This is a genomic window from Chryseobacterium sp. POE27 (assembly GCF_039727685.1).
In the GTDB taxonomy this organism is placed as follows: domain Bacteria; phylum Bacteroidota; class Bacteroidia; order Flavobacteriales; family Weeksellaceae; genus Chryseobacterium.
This window is the reverse complement of sequence record NZ_CP152475.1, coordinates 2,461,301-2,479,377: the sequence shown is the minus strand read 5'-3', so window position 1 is coordinate 2,479,377 and position 18,077 is coordinate 2,461,301. Positions and strand designations below refer to the sequence as shown.

General features: G+C 35.3%; 21 protein-coding genes and 2 pseudogenes. 2 read left to right on the top strand and 21 right to left on the bottom strand.

Annotation, left to right across the window (positions count from 1 at the left end):
• Window positions 1–113 precede the first annotated feature (113 nt).
• The gene (locus AAHI02_RS11720) at window positions 114–1,151 is read left to right on the top strand and encodes a hypothetical protein (protein ID WP_346983403.1); all 1,038 of its coding nucleotides are present in this window, start codon (window positions 114–116) and stop codon (window positions 1,149–1,151) included.
• A 64-nt stretch (window positions 1,152–1,215) separates the two neighbouring features.
• Complete coding sequence (locus AAHI02_RS11715) at window positions 1,216–3,195, top strand: FG-GAP-like repeat-containing protein (protein ID WP_346983402.1); 1,980 nt, start codon at window positions 1,216–1,218, stop codon at window positions 3,193–3,195.
• A 272-nt stretch (window positions 3,196–3,467) separates the two neighbouring features.
• Here AAHI02_RS11715 and AAHI02_RS11710 read toward each other — a convergent pair whose 3' ends face one another.
• The 21 genes and pseudogenes from AAHI02_RS11710 to AAHI02_RS11610 form a co-directional block, all read right to left on the bottom strand.
• A complete protein-coding gene (locus AAHI02_RS11710; RefSeq protein ID WP_346983401.1) occupies window positions 3,468–4,640 on the bottom strand; it encodes a DUF2062 domain-containing protein in 1,173 nt (390 codons plus the stop codon).
• 4 nt (window positions 4,641–4,644) lie between these two features.
• Window positions 4,645–5,121 (bottom strand): hypothetical protein, encoded by a 477-nt coding sequence (locus tag AAHI02_RS11705; protein WP_346983400.1) that lies wholly within the window; start codon window positions 5,119–5,121, stop codon window positions 4,645–4,647.
• Complete coding sequence (locus tag AAHI02_RS11700) at window positions 5,121–5,498, bottom strand: 3-hydroxyacyl-ACP dehydratase (protein ID WP_346983399.1); 378 nt, start codon at window positions 5,496–5,498, stop codon at window positions 5,121–5,123. Before AAHI02_RS11700 ends, AAHI02_RS11705 begins: the two co-directional genes overlap by 1 nt.
• 4 nt (window positions 5,499–5,502) lie before the next feature.
• On the bottom strand, window positions 5,503–5,871 hold the full coding sequence (locus tag AAHI02_RS11695) for a hypothetical protein (RefSeq protein ID WP_346983398.1): 369 nt from the start codon (window positions 5,869–5,871) through the stop codon (window positions 5,503–5,505).
• The gene (locus AAHI02_RS11690; RefSeq protein ID WP_346983397.1) at window positions 5,822–6,106 is read right to left on the bottom strand and encodes an outer membrane beta-barrel protein; all 285 of its coding nucleotides are present in this window, start codon (window positions 6,104–6,106) and stop codon (window positions 5,822–5,824) included. Before AAHI02_RS11690 ends, AAHI02_RS11695 begins: the two co-directional genes overlap by 50 nt.
• A gap of 6 nt (window positions 6,107–6,112) precedes the next feature.
• Complete coding sequence (locus tag AAHI02_RS11685) at window positions 6,113–6,748, bottom strand: hypothetical protein (protein WP_346983396.1); 636 nt, start codon at window positions 6,746–6,748, stop codon at window positions 6,113–6,115.
• The gene (locus AAHI02_RS11680; protein WP_346983395.1) at window positions 6,714–7,175 is read right to left on the bottom strand and encodes an outer membrane lipoprotein carrier protein LolA; all 462 of its coding nucleotides are present in this window, start codon (window positions 7,173–7,175) and stop codon (window positions 6,714–6,716) included. The genes AAHI02_RS11685 and AAHI02_RS11680 overlap by 35 nt, the downstream gene beginning before the upstream one ends.
• A gap of 171 nt (window positions 7,176–7,346) precedes the next feature.
• Entirely contained in the window at window positions 7,347–8,090 is a 744-nt protein-coding gene (locus AAHI02_RS11675) for a polysaccharide deacetylase family protein (RefSeq protein ID WP_346983394.1), read from the bottom strand.
• Window positions 8,091–8,222: 132 nt separating this feature from the next.
• Window positions 8,223–9,230: a beta-ketoacyl synthase N-terminal-like domain-containing protein gene (locus AAHI02_RS11670; RefSeq protein ID WP_346983393.1), complete on the bottom strand. Its 1,008-nt coding sequence runs from the start codon at window positions 9,228–9,230 to the stop codon at window positions 8,223–8,225.
• Window positions 9,231–9,281: 51 nt separating this feature from the next.
• Window positions 9,282–10,481, bottom strand: coding sequence for a beta-ketoacyl-[acyl-carrier-protein] synthase family protein (locus tag AAHI02_RS11665; RefSeq protein ID WP_346983392.1), 1,200 nt, complete (start codon window positions 10,479–10,481; stop codon window positions 9,282–9,284).
• A 78-nt stretch (window positions 10,482–10,559) separates the two neighbouring features.
• Window positions 10,560–10,817: a phosphopantetheine-binding protein gene (locus AAHI02_RS11660; protein ID WP_089858199.1), complete on the bottom strand. Its 258-nt coding sequence runs from the start codon at window positions 10,815–10,817 to the stop codon at window positions 10,560–10,562.
• An 86-nt stretch (window positions 10,818–10,903) separates the two neighbouring features.
• Window positions 10,904–11,444, bottom strand: a pseudogene (locus tag AAHI02_RS11655) (3-oxoacyl-ACP synthase).
• Window positions 11,445–11,453: 9 nt separating this feature from the next.
• The gene (locus tag AAHI02_RS11650) at window positions 11,454–11,987 is read right to left on the bottom strand and encodes a type II toxin-antitoxin system RelE/ParE family toxin (protein ID WP_346983391.1); all 534 of its coding nucleotides are present in this window, start codon (window positions 11,985–11,987) and stop codon (window positions 11,454–11,456) included.
• Between the two features lie 41 nt (window positions 11,988–12,028).
• On the bottom strand, window positions 12,029–13,171 hold the full coding sequence (locus tag AAHI02_RS11645; RefSeq protein WP_346983390.1) for a beta-ketoacyl synthase N-terminal-like domain-containing protein: 1,143 nt from the start codon (window positions 13,169–13,171) through the stop codon (window positions 12,029–12,031).
• The gene (locus tag AAHI02_RS11640; protein ID WP_042720359.1) at window positions 13,171–13,593 is read right to left on the bottom strand and encodes an acyl-CoA thioesterase; all 423 of its coding nucleotides are present in this window, start codon (window positions 13,591–13,593) and stop codon (window positions 13,171–13,173) included. The genes AAHI02_RS11645 and AAHI02_RS11640 overlap by 1 nt, the downstream gene beginning before the upstream one ends.
• Window positions 13,594–13,658: 65 nt before the next feature.
• Window positions 13,659–14,039: a GxxExxY protein gene (locus tag AAHI02_RS11635; RefSeq protein ID WP_346983389.1), complete on the bottom strand. Its 381-nt coding sequence runs from the start codon at window positions 14,037–14,039 to the stop codon at window positions 13,659–13,661.
• 114 nt (window positions 14,040–14,153) lie between these two features.
• On the bottom strand, window positions 14,154–15,422 hold the full coding sequence (locus AAHI02_RS11630; RefSeq protein WP_346983388.1) for an ABC transporter permease: 1,269 nt from the start codon (window positions 15,420–15,422) through the stop codon (window positions 14,154–14,156).
• Window positions 15,409–16,165 (bottom strand): annotated as a pseudogene (locus AAHI02_RS11625) (ABC transporter ATP-binding protein). Before AAHI02_RS11625 ends, AAHI02_RS11630 begins: the two are co-directional and overlap by 14 nt.
• Window position 16,166: 1 nt before the next feature.
• Window positions 16,167–17,162 (bottom strand): BtrH N-terminal domain-containing protein, encoded by a 996-nt coding sequence (locus AAHI02_RS11620; RefSeq protein ID WP_346983387.1) that lies wholly within the window; start codon window positions 17,160–17,162, stop codon window positions 16,167–16,169.
• A gap of 53 nt (window positions 17,163–17,215) precedes the next feature.
• On the bottom strand, window positions 17,216–17,620 hold the full coding sequence (locus AAHI02_RS11615) for a hypothetical protein (RefSeq protein WP_346983386.1): 405 nt from the start codon (window positions 17,618–17,620) through the stop codon (window positions 17,216–17,218).
• Between the two features lie 5 nt (window positions 17,621–17,625).
• Window positions 17,626–18,069, bottom strand: coding sequence for an ABC transporter permease (locus AAHI02_RS11610; protein WP_346983385.1), 444 nt, complete (start codon window positions 18,067–18,069; stop codon window positions 17,626–17,628).
• Window positions 18,070–18,077: the final 8 nt, after the last annotated feature.

The following is an 18,077-nucleotide window of genomic DNA, read 5'->3' as shown; positions in this document are numbered from 1 at the left end:
ATTTGTTTTGATGTAGATTTATTATTTATATTCGTTTTCTCTAAATTGTTAATGAATGAAAAAAATCTACTTGTTGTCTTTACTTTGCTTTTTAGCCTTATTTTCCTGTAAAAATGACGAAAAAAATAGAAAGTGTAGAAACCGAAAGCTCTTTTGTTAATTTTAATATTGACGCAGTTCCGTATGCAAAATTATCGACCTATATGTTTTTTACGGGAGATCTTAAAAACTTACAGCCTAATACAAAAGTTATTTCTTATGAACCTGCCAGCTCACTTTTTACCGATTACGCACTGAAAAAAAGATTTATATGGATGCCGGGAGGTGTGAAAGCTGTTTATGATACAGACGACAAGATTCTCAATTTTCCTTTAGGGACGGTTCTTATTAAGAACTTTTATTACAATACCGTACAGCCGAGCAACACCACAAAGATCCTTGAGACTCGCTTAATGATCAAAAAATCAACTGGTTGGGTTTTTGCAGAATATCTTTGGAATGATGCGCAGACAGAAGCGGAATTAGTTACCGGAGCTAATTTTGCAAGTGGCAGTTCCAAGAATATTACTTTTAAAAAAGAAAATGGTGACATCATCACCACCGATTACAGGATTCCCTCGGAAACTGAGTGTCTGGCCTGTCATAAATTGGATAATAAGCCTATTCCGATTGGTGTAAAGCCTCAAAATCTAAATATTTCTTACAATTACCCGAATGGAATTAAGAATCAGCTACAGAAGCTTGTTGATGAAGGCTATCTTCAAAGTTATCCTTCCAATATTGTTTCCACAGTAAATTATAAGGATACCAGTAAACCTCTGGATATTCGCTTGCGATCTTACCTCGATATCAACTGTGCGCATTGTCATCAGGAAAATGCACGATGTGATTACAGAGCAATACGTTTAAGTTTCAGTCAGACATCAAACTTAACAAAATTAGGTGTTTGTGTCTCGGCAGACGAACCTATCAATCCTTCCTTGGAAAGAATTATCACTCCCGGCAATCCTGCCAAGTCTGTGATGCATTTCAGGCTGAGTTCTACGAATGAGAATAACAGAATGCCTTTACTGGGACGAACGATTGTTCATGATGAAGGTGTTGAGCTTTTAAGACAGTGGATTTCTTCATTAAATCAAACCTGTCCATAATAATTAATTAATACGAAAACTTTATAACTCATGAAAAAAATATTCCCCCCTTTTTGTTTTAGTATTGAATAGCACATGGGCAATTGCACAACTAACATGTGCCACAGCAGTTCCTCTCAGTTTGGGAACAGTTACTGCTCCTACTGTTACAGGAGATGCACCCGCAACGGCCTGCTCTTTAGGTACGCCCGGATCAAAAGGTTTATGGTACAAATTTACCGCTACGGAAAACAAGACCATTAAAGTTGCCACTTCTTCCGCGGGACAAAATGCAGATACGCGGCTGATTGTATTTATGGGAAATTGTAGTACCCTGAATTGTATTGCAGCCAACGACGATAGTGTAGGAGCTTTTTCTGCAGTTACGTTTAATGCTGTTGCAGGAACTACATATTACATTGTATTTGATAATAAATTCTCTTCAGCAGGTTTTAATATTACACTTTCAGAAGTGGTGGTGGTTCCGGATCGTTTGTCTTTTGTAGCGCAGCCGGTATCGGCAGCCGGAACTTTTAATAATTGTGTTGTAGATATGAACGGAGATTATCTTGATGATATTGTCTCTGTTGTAAGTGCTACCCAGATTGTTATTTCTTATCAACAGCCCGGAGGTGGATTCAATAATGTGACATATACGGTTCCTTCTACGATAATAACTCCATCCTGGAGTATTGCGGCAGGAGATTACGATAATAACGGTTTTAATGATCTTATTTATGGTTCTGGAAGCGGAGTCGCTTTTTTAAAGGCAAATTCCAATGGAACCGCATATACGTCGGACAGAAAATCACAGTCCTTCCTGGTACAAAGGACAAATTTTATAGATATCAATAATGACGGAAAGCTGGATGCTTTTGTTTGTGATGATAATGCACCCAACAGATTTTATATAAATGACGGTACAGATCTGAATCATAATCAGGGCGGGCTTGGAGATTTCCCATCCGGTGGAAATTACGGATCTATCTGGATTGATTATGATAACGATGGTGATATGGATCTTTTCATCGCAAAATGCAGCGGAGGAGGTTCTGGCCCCGGCGGAAATATCGATGAGCTTCACAGGAATAATGGTAATGCGACATTTACCAATGTTGCCGCTGCGGCTAATATGGCAAATCCGACTCAGACATGGTCTTCAGCATGGGGGGATTTTAATAATGACGGATGGATGGATGCCGTGGTAGGAATCAATTCTACCAGCAATGGATTGAGTAAAGTAATGAAAAATAATGGTGACGGAACATTTACAGATAAATCGGTAGGTTCCGGCTACGACACGACAAATGCATTAAGCAGGGAATATGTGGCCCATGACTTTGATAATGACGGATTTTTAGATGTGCTGGGAGCTGGAGATACAATTATGTTTGGGAATGGTGATTTTACATTTATTCCTAATGCAACACCTTACAATCTCGGCTATTATGATCGACCTATCGGAGATTTAAATAATGACGGATTTCTGGATATCCAAAATGGAAATCTTATTATGATGAATGCCGGAAATACCAATAAATGGCTGAAAGTGACACTCAAAGGAACGCAAAGCAACCGAAACGGAATCGGAGCCAGAGTGGAGATATACGGATCCTGGGGTAAACAAATCAGAGATATACAAAGTGGTACCGGTTTTGGAAACATGAGTACGTTGAATGCTCATTTCGGAATCGGGCAGGCGACAGCTATTACAAAAGTTATTGTGAGATGGCCTTCCGGTGTGGTAGATGTTATTAATAATGTAACACCAAATACAACATTAAACGTAATTGAAGGTTCATACCTGAATACAAAAGAAATACAGGAAACGCAACAAATGCTTACTGTGTATCCTAATCCTGCTCATGATAGGGTTTATTTTAAAACTCAGAAAGATTTTATTCCAGTTGAAGCCAAAATATATGATCTTTCCGGAAGAATCATTCTGCAGACTAAAATTGAACGGGATTCAGTTTCGGTAAAAGAATTGAGTTCAGGAAACTATATGCTGGTCTTAATTGATAAAAATGGAAAAACCCTGTCTCAGAAATTAATGGTGAAGTAAAACGAATTAAGATTAACCCAAATACAACTGCGATGCCGAAGGGCTTTGCAGTTTTTTAATATTAAACCTGTTTAAACTAATATTGAATTAACCGCAAAAGTTACAAAAGAAAAGTTTAAAAAGTTTTATGAGCTAATCAAAGCTTTCAAAAGAACAAAAATCAAAGATTTTTAAAACTATTGTTAGCTTTTTTCTTTTATAAGAATTGCTTATGATAGAAATTTAATCTTTTGTAACTTTTGTGGTTAAATAAAAAAGTTTAAACAAACTTATTAATTATTTTCCGGACTCACCTTATTAAGAAAAAGAAAAGTAGCGATTCCTGAAATTACTGACATCGTTACGGATAATATGGCACTGCCGATCAGATATTGCAGAAGGTTGTTCTTTACCAGTTCAAAGTTTATTTCCTGACTTAAAAAATTGCTCTCACCATGTACAAAAGGCGATCCTAAAAACAATGAGGCCACAATAATGAAAGGAATAAAAGGAGGTAAACTGACATTGGAAGCTACAAAAGCCAGAACTTTATTCAGCTTAAAAAGCACAGCTAATGAGATCGTTAATAATGTATGGAATCCCCAAAAAGGTGAAAAACCTATAAATACGCCCAGTGCAACGGAAAAAGCTTTCGTACGATTGGTTCCGTCACTTTCCAGAACGTCCTCTTTGATGAATTTCTTAAAGCTTTTTTTTTTGAAATTATTCACGAAATTTCGTGGAATAATGTACACTAAAGTAATGCTTACCAAAATCGTATTGAGAATACTTATTCGTGTAAAATCTTTGAAAGGCCTGAAATGCGAAACTCTTTCCTCAGGATCATACAGAACTTTTACCGGAACATTCTTCACAGGAATATGTCTCCAGGCTGTTCTTACAATGATTTCGATTTCAAATTCAAATTTAGGAGTAAAATATTTTTTAGGAATTTTATGCAAAGGATACAATCGGTATCCTGATTGCGTATCTTCTAGTTTAATTCCGGTTTCAAACCAGAACCAGAAATTAGAAAATCGGTTTCCAAAACTGCTTTTCTTAGGAATTCCGTCCTGAGACATATTGCGGTTCCCTATTAGTAAAACATCTTCTTTTTCGTTCTGCAATGCTTCTACAAAGACAGGGATATCATCGGGATAGTGCTGCCCGTCGGAATCGATGGTGATCGCATAGTTGTAATCCAGTTTTTTAGCCTTTCTAAAACCAATTTTTAATCCATTTCCTTTTCCTTTGTTTTCCAGTAAATTAATGACGGTGATCTGAAGATACTGATTTAAAATTTCCTGTGTGGAATCAGTTGACCCGTCATTTACAACAATTATATTTTCTGTGTATTCAAGAACACCGTCAATTACTCTTTTCAGAGTTTTTGCATTATTGTAAGTAGGTATTAAAACACAGATTTTCTTTTCAGAAATTGTGCTTTGTACTTCAGGCAGGGTCATTGTTTTATTTTAATGTTGCTTTTTCAGCTTCGCTCATGGTTTTGGATTGTACCATGAATTTTTTAATATAATTTTTCAGTGCTGCGTTTTGTTTGCTGTAATTATTCAGTAGAAAAGTTTTATCTTCCTTAAGACTTCCTCTGTAACCTACAATTTTCGGAATATTTTCCTGTACGCTCATTCGGATTACTCTCAATTCCGCATTATTGGGATTGTTTTTAATCACAGCTTCCAAATCGATTGCTCCGGATTTTACTAAAGATTTTCTGTTTGATTTGGCAAATTTTGCCTCCATGATTTTTGCTGCTGCTTTATATCCGATAATAGCAGCATCCGAACCAGACGTTTTTTCTGCAAGACTGACGAAAGATTCCGTATTAGCTTTAGAAGCATTAGCCTTTGCATAGCTTTCTCGTAACGATTCAAGACCCGACTGAAAAAAAAGAATAAAAGCTGTTATGAATGAAAAGATAAGTTTCATTATGTCAATTTTTGATAGTTAACTGACATTTTTAATGCAATAGTCTCGCCAAAAGAAGTCGTATTTTTCACCTTTACTTCTTCTTCAGTCTGGGTAATATCCAACTGAAGTTTGAGATCCGGCGTTTCAAAAGGATTGATAATCGCCATGAATTTTACATTGGAAGCCGATTTTAAAAATAATTTCGAACCAATAAACTCTTCAGAAAGTTCCTTCACAATTTGCATCATGCAAACTCCCGGAGTTACCGGGTTTCCGGGAAAATGTCCCTTAAAAATGTCATGATCTTTATTCAGCGAAATATGCGCCGTAAAGCTTCCGTTTTCTGCCTGTTCGTAAGATTGTAAAGTATAAAAATCTGTAAGAATCGTCTGCATAAAATTATTTTTTCATATTAAATGTATAGTAAACTCCGGCTTGGAAAGTGACGTTTGAATGGTCGTTGTAGAACGTATAAACCGGAATAAAACCTTTTTTTACTCTAGCTTCAATACCGAAATTATTGGTAATATCAACGCCTATACCTGCTGTAATGCCAAGATCAACTTCATTGGCCGCTTCAAAGTTTTTCTGCTCTACCAGGAAATCCATGGTTGGACCTATGTGAACATTGAATTTATTAAAGTAAAACTTATTTACCAGCTGAAATCCGATATAAGAGGCGGTAAGGGTCTGTCCGTCCCAGTTATTGATATTGGTGTCAAGTTTTGCCCCCCTGACGAGAATAATTAATTTCAGGTTGCAGCGCATAGAATTTAGCAAAGCGGATGTTTCCGAATAAGCCAATATAAAAATCTGTTTTGGTTTTGAAGTCCATTTTTGCTTCTGCACTATTTGAATAGTCAAAATCCAGATAAGAATACCATTGAGCCTTATTTGTAAAATGTGAAAAATTGGCGCCCGCACGTATTCCCGGATTAAAAGTTACTTGCGCAAAAGCAAATCCTGAAATGATTAATGTAAATAAAGGAATAATTTTTTTCATGTGAATTTATTCGTTCTCAGTTATTTGAAATAGTTTTATATTGATGTTAAAGTCTTTGTGCTGAAGATTTAAACTATCCGCGAAGATATGTTTTTTTGCATCAAAAGTAAAATCGATTTTTTCCTTGTTATTTTTCGTGTAAATGATTTGTTTCAGCAACCCATTTTGTTTGTTAATGAACAGGTAATATCCTTTTTTATCGATTTTTGAAAGATAAATCTTAGAATTTTCATTTTCAAAACTTTCGGTTACAGGATACTTTTGTCTTAAAAGTTCATGAAAATCATTCTTTAAAAAGTTAATGACAATTTTTTTGTCCAGATCAGGAAGTACATAATTGAGCTTAAAATCATTCTCTGAAATGGTAAAATCAATTAATTTATTTCCAAAATCTGATGTTAAAACAACACGGTGCGCTGTTTCATTAATTTTTTTTAATATCAGAATTCCGCTGACGTGATTTTTATAAATATCCATCTGACATTTATAAACATAATCTTCATTGGAAGAAAAATAAAGATTTTCAACAGTTTTTTGAGAATTGGCAATAGGATTTACACCTTCCAGCCTGTAAGATTTACATGAAATAAATAGTGTGAAAATCAGGCTATAAGCTAAATTCTGAAGCAGCAATCGGCGCATTGATCTTGGTGTTTTTGAAAACAATATTGGTGGTGTCTCCCGAAGCTTCCGTCATATTTACCTGAGAAACTGTTGATTGATTTTTAGGAAAATACAACTCAATCTGCTTAATATATTTCAGCAGTTGGGCAGACTTAGGAGTAAATTTTGCAATGTTGAAACTTCCATTTTTAAAATAAGAAACCGAGAACTCAGGATCACTAAACATCTGTCCGTTTGAGCTTCCGACAATCAGCTTATTGATTTTCTCAAAAGTCTTACTTTTTGCATCCACGGAAGATTTCTTTCCCTGATCATTGATGAAAATTTTATTCTCCTTGAAAAGAATGCTGTATTGATAGGGCTTTGTATATTTCCAGCTCAACATATTCGGCGTTTTCAGAGACATTTTTCCGTGCGTTATGATATTTTTATCCAGAAAATCCATTTTTTTTGGTTTGAGTGAAATCACTCTGCAGGGTTTTTATTTCTTTGGTTTCTGATGAAATTTTGGTAACGAATGCTTTTGCTTCAGTTCCTGACATTGCTGTATTTTGCGCAAAAAAAGAAACCGGAAATTAATAAGAATGCTCCGAAAGCAATATTTTTAATCATTTTTTTAATTCTTAATAATTGAATCAACCGTAAAAGTTGAATATTTTTTATCCTCCAAAAATACTAATAAATCTACCAAAACATTGAACGTTTTTTCTGAAGTGTCATGGAGAAGAATAATGCTTCCTTTTTTTAATCCTTTTGTAACTTTTTTATAAATTTTTTTCTCATCTTCTGTAATGGTATCCAGAGAACGAACATTCCAGCCGATGCTTTTTTTGTGAGTTTTTTTGATGGCTTTTGCAATATTCGGATTGGTAACACCGAATGGAGGACGGTACAAATTGGTTTTTAAGTTTCCTGTTTTCACTATGACTTCATCACATTTTTCAATTTCTTCAACCATTTTTGAAGTCGATAAAAATCCTGTCTTTTCTGAATGTGAATAGGTATGATTTCCAATAGTATGTCCTTCCTCAACAATTCTTTGAAAAGTTTCAGGGTATTTTTCAATTTGTTTTCCGATGCAAAAAAAAGTTGCTTTTATATTGTTTTCTTTTAACAGATCTAAAAACTTCGGCGTAAACTCGGTTGGTCCGTCATCGAAAGTTAATGCCACTTCCTTGATGTTGGTTCTTTTATGAATGATGCTGTTGACAAAATATCCTAATCCAATATCAAAAGCTCCCCAGACAACAACCGCAGAAAACATCAGAAAACAAAAAATGTACACCCAGAAACTTCCCTGAAATACATAAATAAAAACGTTGCAGAAAAGATAAAATAGAATAAATTGATAATGCTTCATCTTTATTGTTTTTGATTAATTTTCTCATCATAATTTCCATTTCTGTCATTCTGAATGGAGCAAAGCGAAATGAAGAATCTGATAATAAAAAAGAGATTCTTCCTTCGTCAGAATGACAAACTTTGCGTTGAACTAAGCTTTTCCTAACAGAACCAAGCTATGATCATTTCCCCCAAGATGATTATAAAGCAGAATATTTTTCACTTCATTTTTAGTCAGATCATTAATCACCATTACTTCAGGAATCTCCTGTTTTTTAAGAATATGACAGGCCATAAATGTAGAAAATCCACTTGCCGTATTGAATTCCCCACTCAAATGCTTGTAATACAATAAAGCTGAGTTTTCAAATAAATCCATTGCTTTTATATAATAAACATCTGCCTTCGTATCTCCGCTGAAACCTAAAATGACCGCATCAATATCTTGAGTTGATAAATTGTTTTTAGCCAAAAAATCTTCAATAAACTGTTGCGTTTCATCTAAATCTAATCTGTTGCTGATCTGAATATCTTTCAGTTGAGCATAAGAATTTTCTGTTTTATCCTTTCCCAGTACAAAAAAACTTGCTCCTTCTCCCCAGATTACACCTTCTGTTGTTGAGTTCAGGTAATTAACGGGAAGATTTTCTTCTTTTTTGATGGTTTTGTTTAATTTATACAATTCCATCGTTCTGTCGGTTTGTTCATCTGTTGAACCCACCAAAATGTTTTCTGCTTCACCGTCATTAATCTGTAATTTTGCATCTAAAAATGAAAATTCCAGTGACGAAGAAGTATTTACATAAGTGAAATTGTAAGCATGACATTGAAGGCCTAAAGCAATTTGTCCGGCAACCGTATTGTGTGTCGATTGAATAAAATAAGTCGGAGTCAGAAATTCTTCATTATTATCGAGTACATTTTTTAAGAACTTTTCAGAATCCTGCGAACAGCCTATTCCTGTTCCCACGATGATCGCATCAGGATTTTTGATGCCGGCTTCTTTTAAAGCAAATTGAGAGACTACGGAACTCATTTTTACTGTCTTAGACATTCTTCGGATCATTGCCGGAGGAATGAATTCTTTGTAAAGTGGCTCAACAGCTTTTAAAACCTGCGATGAAGTTTCTGGTTTTAAATTTTGAAAAAAAAATTTCATTTAAAGTGTCCTGAACTGAAATGCAGGCTGCACTGTTGATGTAAACCGCGCTCATGATTTGGAGAAAATTAAAGTTGAACAATTTCCTCCAAAACCAAATGAGTTGGAAAGAACGTGATTGATATTCTTTTCTTTAAGCTGAGTGACAGGTGTTAAATCAAATTCTTCCATTTTTGTTTTAAAATTCAGATTCGGAAAAATGATATTGTTTTGAATCGCCAATAAAGAATAAACCGCTTCAATTCCCGCCGCCGCCGCCAAAGTATGCCCTGTAAATGCTTTTGTAGAGCTGAATTCAGGAACTTTATTTTCGCCAAAAATACGGATCATCGCAATTCCTTCAGATAAATCATTATTAGGAGTTGCTGTCCCGTGGACATTGATATAGTCGATGCTTTCTTTACTTAAACCGGAAACTTTTAATGCTTTTTCCATAGCTAAATAAGCACCTTGTCCGTTTTCCGAAGAAGCAGTCTGGTGATGGGCGTCGTTGGCATTTCCGTAACCGGAAAGGTAACCTAAGATTTTTTTGTTTTCTTTTTTCACGATTTCATCGGATTCCAGAACAATGAATGCGGCAGCTTCGCCCAGATTCAGTCCTTTTCTGTCATTATCAAAAGGCGTGTTATAAGAATCCGTAAGAATCATTAATGTGTTGAACCCATTCAGGGTAAATTTAGAGAGCGCATCAGTCCCGCCAACAATTACACGATCTAATACGCCGTTTTTAATCAGTTTTGCGCCCATCATAATAGCGTTGGCTGCCGATGAACAAGCTGTACTGATGGTAGAAACCAAACCTTTTAAGCCCAAATAATCGGCAATCAGTAAGGATGAATTTCCCGCATCATGTGAGTCGATATATTTTTGCTTTTCAGGAAAGTCTTCGTAGGTGTAGAAATATTTTTCGGTAATATCCATTCCGCCAACGCTGGTCGATGAAATAAGACCTGTTTTATATTCATTAATATCCTTTATTCCTGCGCTTTCTACTGCTTCTTTTGCGGCAACCATTCCTAATAAAGCTGTTCTTGTAGCATTTTTTTCATCATTGAGATGAAGCTTTGCTACAATTTCTTCATTAGTCAGTTTTATTTCGCCGGTTTTGATATTTCCGGAATGGCGCGTTTCAAACAGCTGAATGTCTGATATTCCATGCTTCCCGGATTTTAATGAATGCAGATTTTCCTCCACGTTATTTCCTATAGAAGAAATAATGCCCATTCCTGTTATGGCAATTTTTTGACCCATGTTTAAAAATGTAACAATGTATCAATGTAACAGTTTACCAATTGCTAGACTGTTACATTGATACACTGGTATATTAATTTATTTTGTTCTGTTTTCTTCGATAAATTTCGCCATAGTATCAATAGATGTGAAAATTTCCTTTCCTTTTTTAGGATCAGATAATTTAATGCCGTATTCTTTATCCAGAAGAACGATCAATTCCAAAGCGTCGATAGAATCCAACCCAAGACCTCCTCCGAATAACGGATCCGTATCTTTGATTTCTTCTACTGCAACGTCTTCTAAATTAAGAACTTCGATGATTTTGTGTTTTAATTCTTCCCTTAAGTTTTCCATATTTTTAAAATTTACCAATGTATCAATGTACCAATTAATTAATACTGAATATCATTGTTACATTGTTATACTGTTATATTGTTAAATTACGCAGTCAGCAAATATACAAAAGCTTTATAACTTTCCTGATAGAGTTCTACCCAGCCGCATAATATTTTATCGGCCTTTCCTGACCGCAAAATCTGTTCCGAGTAATTTTTTAAAAATTCTTCGTCAAACTCATCCAGTACAAAAAAAAGCATTCTCGGTCTGCATTTTATGCCTGATGCTGATTTCCCCTACACAGATATTAGGTAGCGTGTACACAAAAACAGCAGGACTCGGAAAATAATTTTCTTGGGAATTGATACTTTCCTGATATTTAAAATCAGTATCTAAACTTGATGATTTGTTGGCAAAAACCAAAGCTGTTCTGCTGTGATCTTCATTTTTTAAAATCATTTCAGAAGCAAGAAAAGCCAGCTTACTTAAGTTATCCATTTTGTGGAATTTCGGATAATTTAATGCTAAACTTTTATAAGCTTCTTTCGCAAAATCTGAAAAATTTTCAGTTGGAGTTTCAAAAATAATTTCGTTGTTGAGCGTAATTTTTGAATTTTCTATCGTACAAATGTCTGTTTTCTTCATGAATAAAGTTTAAGGCTTTTTCTCTGGATTTTGATGTGTGTTGAAAACAGCAAAAACAATAATATTATTTCCTATAATTTGATAAATAATGACGTAAGGAAACTTTTGAATATATGCCTCACGTAAATTTCCTTTTTTCAAAGGAAAATGTAATGGATTATTTTGAATTCTGAAAAAATAAGACTCAACTCTTTGGGCAAATTTTTCTCCAAGTCCGGGTTGCTGACTTTCGTACCACAATGCAGCTTCTAGCAAATCAGTTTCAGCATTTGGAGATAAAGAAAAGTGGTAAATCATAATTTTTTTCATCAATCTTTCTTTCACTTCTTCCCACGAAGAAGTCTTAAGTTCGCCACTCAAATATTTTTTGCGTTCTTCTTCAATTCGATCATAAATATAATCAGGCACTTGTGGGTATTCTGAATGTTCCAATTCTGAATCTTCTTCAGCATCAATAATTCCTTTGAAAATGCGTAAAATTCTTTCATCCGCAATATCGATGAATTCATGAATTCTTTTTCTGATTTCTAAAGTAGAGTCCATTTTCTAAAACTTTATGTCTATCAAAATTACAAAATTATTTTTTACACTTTCTCCAAAACGATCGCTGCATTACATCCGCCAAAACCTGATGCCGTTTTCAGAATATATTTGATTTCCGAAGGTTGGTTTTCTTTTATAATATTCAAAGGTTGGGAAGTTCCCGTTTCTTCAAAATTTTTAGATGGAATTAAGGTTTTATTCAAAGCGCTTTCCATAGAAATAATACTTTCCAGTAATCCCGAAGCGCCCAGGCAATGGCCGTAATAAGCTTTCATACTGTTTAAAGGAACATTTTGTAATTCCATCCTGTTGAAAGCGATCGCTTCCATTTCGTCGTTGTAAATTGTAGCCGTTCCATGGGCGGAAATAAAGTCGATTTTTTCTGCGGTAACATTGGCTTCTGCCATTGCATTCCTGATGCTTGCAAATAAACCGTCACCCGTTCTTGAAGGTCCGGAAATATGGTTCGCATCATTGACAGCAGAATCTCCGGATATTTTAAAACTGCATGTTTCATTATTTTTCGGCTCTGAAGTGATGTAAACGGCTGCAGCAGCTTCACCAATATTAATTCCGTTTCGGTTTTTATCATAAGGTTTGCAGATTTCCGTTCCGATTGCCTGAAAAGAATTGAATCCGGAAACCACAAATTCTGAAATTTCGTCTCCGGCAATAACAAAAGCATCTTTATATTTTCCTGCCTGAATCATATTTTTAGCAATAGCAATCGCCATTACGCCGGACACACAGGCATTGGAAACAACAATGGGTTTAGATTTAAATCCAAAAAAATCAGCGATTTTTTGAGCTAAATTTGATAGAAAAACGCCTTTCGGCAACGAGGTCTGGTTTTTTAATAAACTGATATTCCCTTTTGTGGTTGATAAAATAAAAGCGGTTTCGTCTGAAATCTGATGTTTTTCAACTAAAGGTTTCAGGCTTAACAAAAACATTTTTTCGAGCCTTGTAAAATTGTCACTCTGAGTTTTTTCGAAGAATCTGTTAAATTCATTTTCCAATTCTTCAGAATCAAGCATCGATGCATAAAAAGACTCCTGATTTTCTATGATTTTATGTAAAGCTACTCCTGATTTTCCTTCCAAAAGTGCATTCCAGTTTGAAGAAACATCAAAGCCTAAAGGTGTGATACAATTATAATCTGTAATGCAAATTTCCTTCTTCATTACAATCCCATTTTATCTTTCCAGGCCTGAAAAAACTCAGGATTATACAAACATAAATTATTATCTGAATCCAGAAAAACCTGAATCGTTTCTCCTGAACACACCAATTTATTTTCTTCGTTAAAAAGCTCGTATCGGTAAATTAATTTCGCAGAAGTTGAATTCACAAAAGTGGTGACAATTTTGAATGTTTCACCATATTTTAAAGGCAGAAAATGTTCGCAGGTACTTTTTACAATCGGTGTAACGTAACCCGCTTTTTGAATATCAAGATAGGTCAAACCGTGCTGTCTTCCGAACGCCTCTCTTCCATCCTCAAAATAAACAATGTAATGGCCATGCCATACAATTCCCAACGGATCTGTTTCGTTGAATCTTACGCGTACTTCTTCGGTACAAGTTAAATTTTCTTTAGACTGCATTTTGTTTCGTTTTACCACAAGGTTCACAAAGTTATACACAACGTTCACAATGGTTATTCTAAATTTTATATCGTCCCGTTGATTAATCTTTTAACACCATTTTTAAATAAAACTGAGTTAAAATTAATCAATAAACCCAATTTGCAATTGCTTAATTTTAAATATGTTAAAACTTGAGCAATATGAATTTCATTTAATGATTCTACGGATTTTATTTCAACAACAACTTTCCTTTCAACCAATAAGTCAATCCTATAGCCAATGTCAAGTTTTATATCATCATAAATTAATGGCATTGGCTTCTGTTTTTCTATTAGTAATCCGGATTTCTGTAACTCATAGTACAGACATTCTTCGTATGCGCTTTCTAAAAGTCCAGCTCCAAGTTGGCGATGAACTTTTAATCCTGCATCAAAGATAATTTTTGAAATCTCATTTTCATTCATATCATTTTGTGTTTTATAATTATTTCTACCACAAAGGTCACAATAGGCTCCACAAGGGACACAAGATAAATGCTTGAGCTCTTTGTGAAAACCTTGTGCTCTTAGTGGTTAATCTCAAACTGCATTTTGTTTTCTTTCGTAAAATAATGAAATCGCGACCATAGCTACGTAAAATAAAAATAAGAAAGTAATTTCTTTTGCAATTCCTGCAATTCCGCTGTTTCTTAGGATGATATCGTAATAGGCATTTAATCCCCAGTTCATTGGCGAAAATTTCGCGATAGTCTGCATGAATTCAGGCATCAGAAATACCGGAACCCAGATTCCTCCGACTGCTGCCAATACCACAACCGATGTAGCTCCGAATGGGGCCGACTGTTCCTGAGTATCTGCGATAGTTCCCAGTAAAACGCCAAATCCAATCGCTGCCAAACCAGCAAAAATAGTTACAACAATAAGCTGGAACATTTTTCCCGTTACGTCAAACTGTGGTAAATCCATATACGGGAAAAGGTAAATTCCTACGGCAACCATCAATAAAAACTGAATAACGCAGATGATAAGATAGGTAAACGTTTTTCCTAAAATATGGATGAAGTAGGGAGTAGGACTTATTCTCGCTCTCACGCTTGTTCCCTGACTTTTTTCTTTAACTAGATTAATAGATAAAGGTACGACGATAAAAAAAATCGCAAACAATGCCCATGCCGGAACATTATGCTGAACGGAATTTGGCATGACATCCATTTTTCCTTTTTTCGGGGTGATTTCTTTAAAGCTGATTAAATTTTTATTTTCAGCAAGATTTTCTGTTGTCCCCAGCTGATCCTGGAAAGCTTTGTAGATCTTTTTATTCTCAATCTCAAAAATCATTTTATTCACGGCATTCATCACATTATTCTTGAATCCGATGTTGGTTGCCGGATCAAAATACAGGTGAATGTCTTTTGCTTTTGAAACCATTTTTTTCACTGCAGAAGAATCATTTTCTAGACCGAATGAACTTACAATCGCCTGAACTTTAGAATCTATATTAGAATTGATGTCTTTCGTCAAATGTTCAGGAATAACAATTGCCATTTGGTAATCTCCTCCAAAAACGGCGTCCTGAGCCGATTTTTCTGTGAAATTGGTTAAAAGTTCAAAACTTTTACTGCTTTCAAGTTCCTGTTTTATATTTTTTGAAACTTCAGATTTATCATTATCAATAAAAATAATAGGAATTTTTGAACCTTCCAGATTTTTAAAGGTAGAATCCTGAATCAGTGTGATTGTGATAATTAATAATAAAGGCATCACAAAAATGATGACAATCCCTCCGATATCTCTTTTCAGCAAAAGGATTTCCTTAACAAAACTTCTCCACAATTTATACAACAACATCTCGTAATTCTTTTCCGGTTAATGATATAAAAACGTCTTCAAGGTTTTCCGCATTGGAAACCCTGTTCACCAGTTCTTCCGGTGTTCCGACGGCATGGATTTTTCCATGATCGATAATAGCTATTTTTGTGCAGAATTCCTCCGCTTCCGAAAGATGATGGGAAGTGTAAATGATGCAGGTTCCTTTTTTATTTAGATCTAAAAGATAATCGATAATCGCTTTTTTCGACTGCACATCAACGCCAACAGTAGGCTCATCCAGAAACAGAACTTTAGGATTATGAAGCGTTCCTGCAATCAGATTGCATCGACGTTTCATTCCTCCGGAAAACTGTTCTACTTTTTTTGTCGGCAAATTTTGATAAACCCATTATTTCCAAAGATTCATCAATTGCGTTCTTTAATTTTTTATGACTTAAACCGTACAGGCTTCCGAAAAACATTAAATTTTCTCTGGCCGTTAAAGTTGGATATAAAGCATATTCCTGCGGAACGATCCCGATGATCTGCCTTAATTTAAAACCATTTTTCTGGGGTGTCAGTCCGTCAATTTTAAATTGCCCCGAAGTTGGTTTTATCAATCCCGAAAGCATGGAAATCAATGTGGTTTTTCCTGCTCCGTTTGGGCCGAGGATTCCGTAGATTTCATTTTTATCGATGCTTAAAGAAATATCATTTACAGAAAAATCTTCAGCATTTTTATATTTCTTGTAGAGGTTTTTTATTTCTATGAAATGTTCCACGTTATATTGCTTTTCTCAGTTTTTTATAGAAAGCTTCTTCCAGATCTGCAATGTGAAGCATGTTTTTTGAAAGTTGATTATAAATATCGCTTTTCGAATTTCTGTTTTTGTACACTCTTGCAATATCTACGGCAAAATCTCTCCAAAGATCACCAATCATGGTAATTTCCTTGGAAAGTTCTTTTAATTTATCATTCTTGAGGATGATGGCCGCTTCCTGTAAAAAAGCACCGTAGATAAACCTGAAGCCACCGCCGCCGGTGCCGATTTCTTCCTGCATTCTAATCAATTGTCCTAAATAGTGATTAGTCGTTTTTGTTCCTTTTTTCGCAGCCCATTTCGGGATGCTTTTTGCCACCCATCGCATGGCTTTTACACCAATAATCGGAATGGGAGCCAACATACTTTTACAGGTATCTTTGATCCCTTTTTTGATCGCTTCTTCCAGATTTATGTGTTCTGGAATGTAAATGGGGTAATACATGTGACCTTTTGGGGATAGTGCTCCTTTAGCATATCTTACTTTTTCAAGTTCGGCTTCGGTAAGGGCTGTCGTGTAATCCATTACAGGATCGCTGATCAGGAACTTTCCGTCTTCTTTTCCGTAAACTACAAGATTGTGTGCGTTGAAATGGAATTTATATTCTTCAGGGAAATAGGTCAGATTAAAAACGCCAACTTGAAGGCCTGTCGGAATATTGTTATCTAAGTTTTTTTCCAGGGCTTTCTGAGCTTCCTGAGGATTTGAGAATTTCAGCCTTTTAATTTTAATTCCCAGTCTTTTTGCGGCTTTGCTGAAGATCGCTCCGGGCATCGGGCGATAGCTGAATCCGGGTGCAAAATTTACTTTCAAAAAAGGGAGATATACAAAGAATAACCCCGAACCGATTCCGAAAATCATGGGTTCACTGAGTTTCAGCCCTTTGTTTAATAATAAATTGGAGGCAACACCGTTTTCGCAATGCGCGGTCTGATGGTGTTCAAAATTAAGTTTCATTCTTAGCTTGATTTAGTAAACCTCCAAGATTTTCAGATCCTGAAGGTTTTATTTTATTTTCCGTCGAAATTTTTAAGTTCTTCCAAAGAAATGCCAAAAGTATTAGCATACTTTTTCAGAACAGAATCGCTTAGTGTTTTAAATATTTTGGGTTTTCCGTGTCTTTTTACGCGCCATTGCCACATTCCTACATAGGCTGCCAGTACCTGAAAGTCCATTTTATTCAGTTCCATAAAATAAATGATAGGACTTACTTTACGACTGGCTACATTCTGTCTTGCTTCTTCAATTCTTTCGTGGATTAGTTCCATCGATTCTTCCAAAGCGGCTTTTTTTGCATCCCATCCAATGCTGTGAGCAGTTGTATAATTATCATTTTCGTCCGTAACATACAGAACTTCTGTCATGTTGGCAGATTGTAAATTGCTTTCGTCTTGGGGAAGGTCCTGTTTTTTCATTGATATCAGTGTTTTACTTCCTGGATAAATAAATTTATTTCAGCTCTGATTAATAATTCATCTTGATAAAAAGTCTCGCAAAAAATATTGCAGATATTCTCAAACTGCGAAATCAATGAAGCCCTGGAAATGATTTTATCACCTACTTTTGGTAGTGCAAACACTTCTATTTTTTTGATGTTGGTAATAAAGCCAATGACTTTTGTATCTGCTTCAGGATTTTCAAAGAAGCTTTGTCCGAGAATCGAAGAGCAGGTCTGTGCCAGATTTTCAATCAGGCCTGCTTCTGCAAACTCATTGTTGTGAACAAAAATGTTGTTTGCTTTAATCTCGAAGGAAGTCACAACTTTTTCTTTGGTCAATTCCAGAATATAATCTGCCATCAGCATCGGGTCCCGGTGCGGCAGAAAATTATGTATATTGATGATGTTTTCTTCCTTGATTTCCATTGATTTTT

Excerpts from the sequence above, each read along its gene's own strand:
- AAHI02_RS11650 (WP_346983391.1), bottom strand. The coding sequence starts at position 11,987 with ATGGACTCTACTTTAGAAATCAGAAAAAGAATTCATGAATTCATCGAT.
- AAHI02_RS11640 (WP_042720359.1), bottom strand. The coding sequence starts at position 13,593 with ATGCAGTCTAAAGAAAATTTAACTTGTACCGAAGAAGTACGCGTAAGA.
- AAHI02_RS11660 (WP_089858199.1), bottom strand. The coding sequence starts at position 10,817 with ATGGAAAACTTAAGGGAAGAATTAAAACACAAAATCATCGAAGTTCTT.
- AAHI02_RS11710 (WP_346983401.1), bottom strand. The coding sequence starts at position 4,640 with ATGACCCTGCCTGAAGTACAAAGCACAATTTCTGAAAAGAAAATCTGT.
- AAHI02_RS11720 (WP_346983403.1), top strand. The coding sequence starts at position 114 with ATGACGAAAAAAATAGAAAGTGTAGAAACCGAAAGCTCTTTTGTTAAT.
- AAHI02_RS11690 (WP_346983397.1), bottom strand. The coding sequence starts at position 6,106 with ATGAAAAAAATTATTCCTTTATTTACATTAATCATTTCAGGATTTGCT.
- AAHI02_RS11680 (WP_346983395.1), bottom strand. The coding sequence starts at position 7,175 with ATGGATTTTCTGGATAAAAATATCATAACGCACGGAAAAATGTCTCTG.
- AAHI02_RS11700 (WP_346983399.1), bottom strand. The coding sequence starts at position 5,498 with ATGCAGACGATTCTTACAGATTTTTATACTTTACAATCTTACGAACAG.
- AAHI02_RS11695 (WP_346983398.1), bottom strand. The coding sequence starts at position 5,871 with ATGCGCTGCAACCTGAAATTAATTATTCTCGTCAGGGGGGCAAAACTT.
- AAHI02_RS11685 (WP_346983396.1), bottom strand. The coding sequence starts at position 6,748 with ATGCGCCGATTGCTGCTTCAGAATTTAGCTTATAGCCTGATTTTCACA.
- AAHI02_RS11675 (WP_346983394.1), bottom strand. The coding sequence starts at position 8,090 with ATGAAGCATTATCAATTTATTCTATTTTATCTTTTCTGCAACGTTTTT.
- AAHI02_RS11620 (WP_346983387.1), bottom strand. The coding sequence starts at position 17,162 with ATGAAACTTAATTTTGAACACCATCAGACCGCGCATTGCGAAAACGGT.
- AAHI02_RS11670 (WP_346983393.1), bottom strand. The coding sequence starts at position 9,230 with ATGAAATTTTTTTTTCAAAATTTAAAACCAGAAACTTCATCGCAGGTT.
- AAHI02_RS11630 (WP_346983388.1), bottom strand. The coding sequence starts at position 15,422 with ATGTTGTTGTATAAATTGTGGAGAAGTTTTGTTAAGGAAATCCTTTTG.
- AAHI02_RS11635 (WP_346983389.1), bottom strand. The coding sequence starts at position 14,039 with ATGAATGAAAATGAGATTTCAAAAATTATCTTTGATGCAGGATTAAAA.
- AAHI02_RS11645 (WP_346983390.1), bottom strand. The coding sequence starts at position 13,171 with ATGAAGAAGGAAATTTGCATTACAGATTATAATTGTATCACACCTTTA.
- AAHI02_RS11615 (WP_346983386.1), bottom strand. The coding sequence starts at position 17,620 with ATGAAAAAACAGGACCTTCCCCAAGACGAAAGCAATTTACAATCTGCC.
- AAHI02_RS11665 (WP_346983392.1), bottom strand. The coding sequence starts at position 10,481 with ATGGGTCAAAAAATTGCCATAACAGGAATGGGCATTATTTCTTCTATA.
- AAHI02_RS11705 (WP_346983400.1), bottom strand. The coding sequence starts at position 5,121 with ATGAAACTTATCTTTTCATTCATAACAGCTTTTATTCTTTTTTTTCAG.
- AAHI02_RS11610 (WP_346983385.1), bottom strand. The coding sequence starts at position 18,069 with ATGGAAATCAAGGAAGAAAACATCATCAATATACATAATTTTCTGCCG.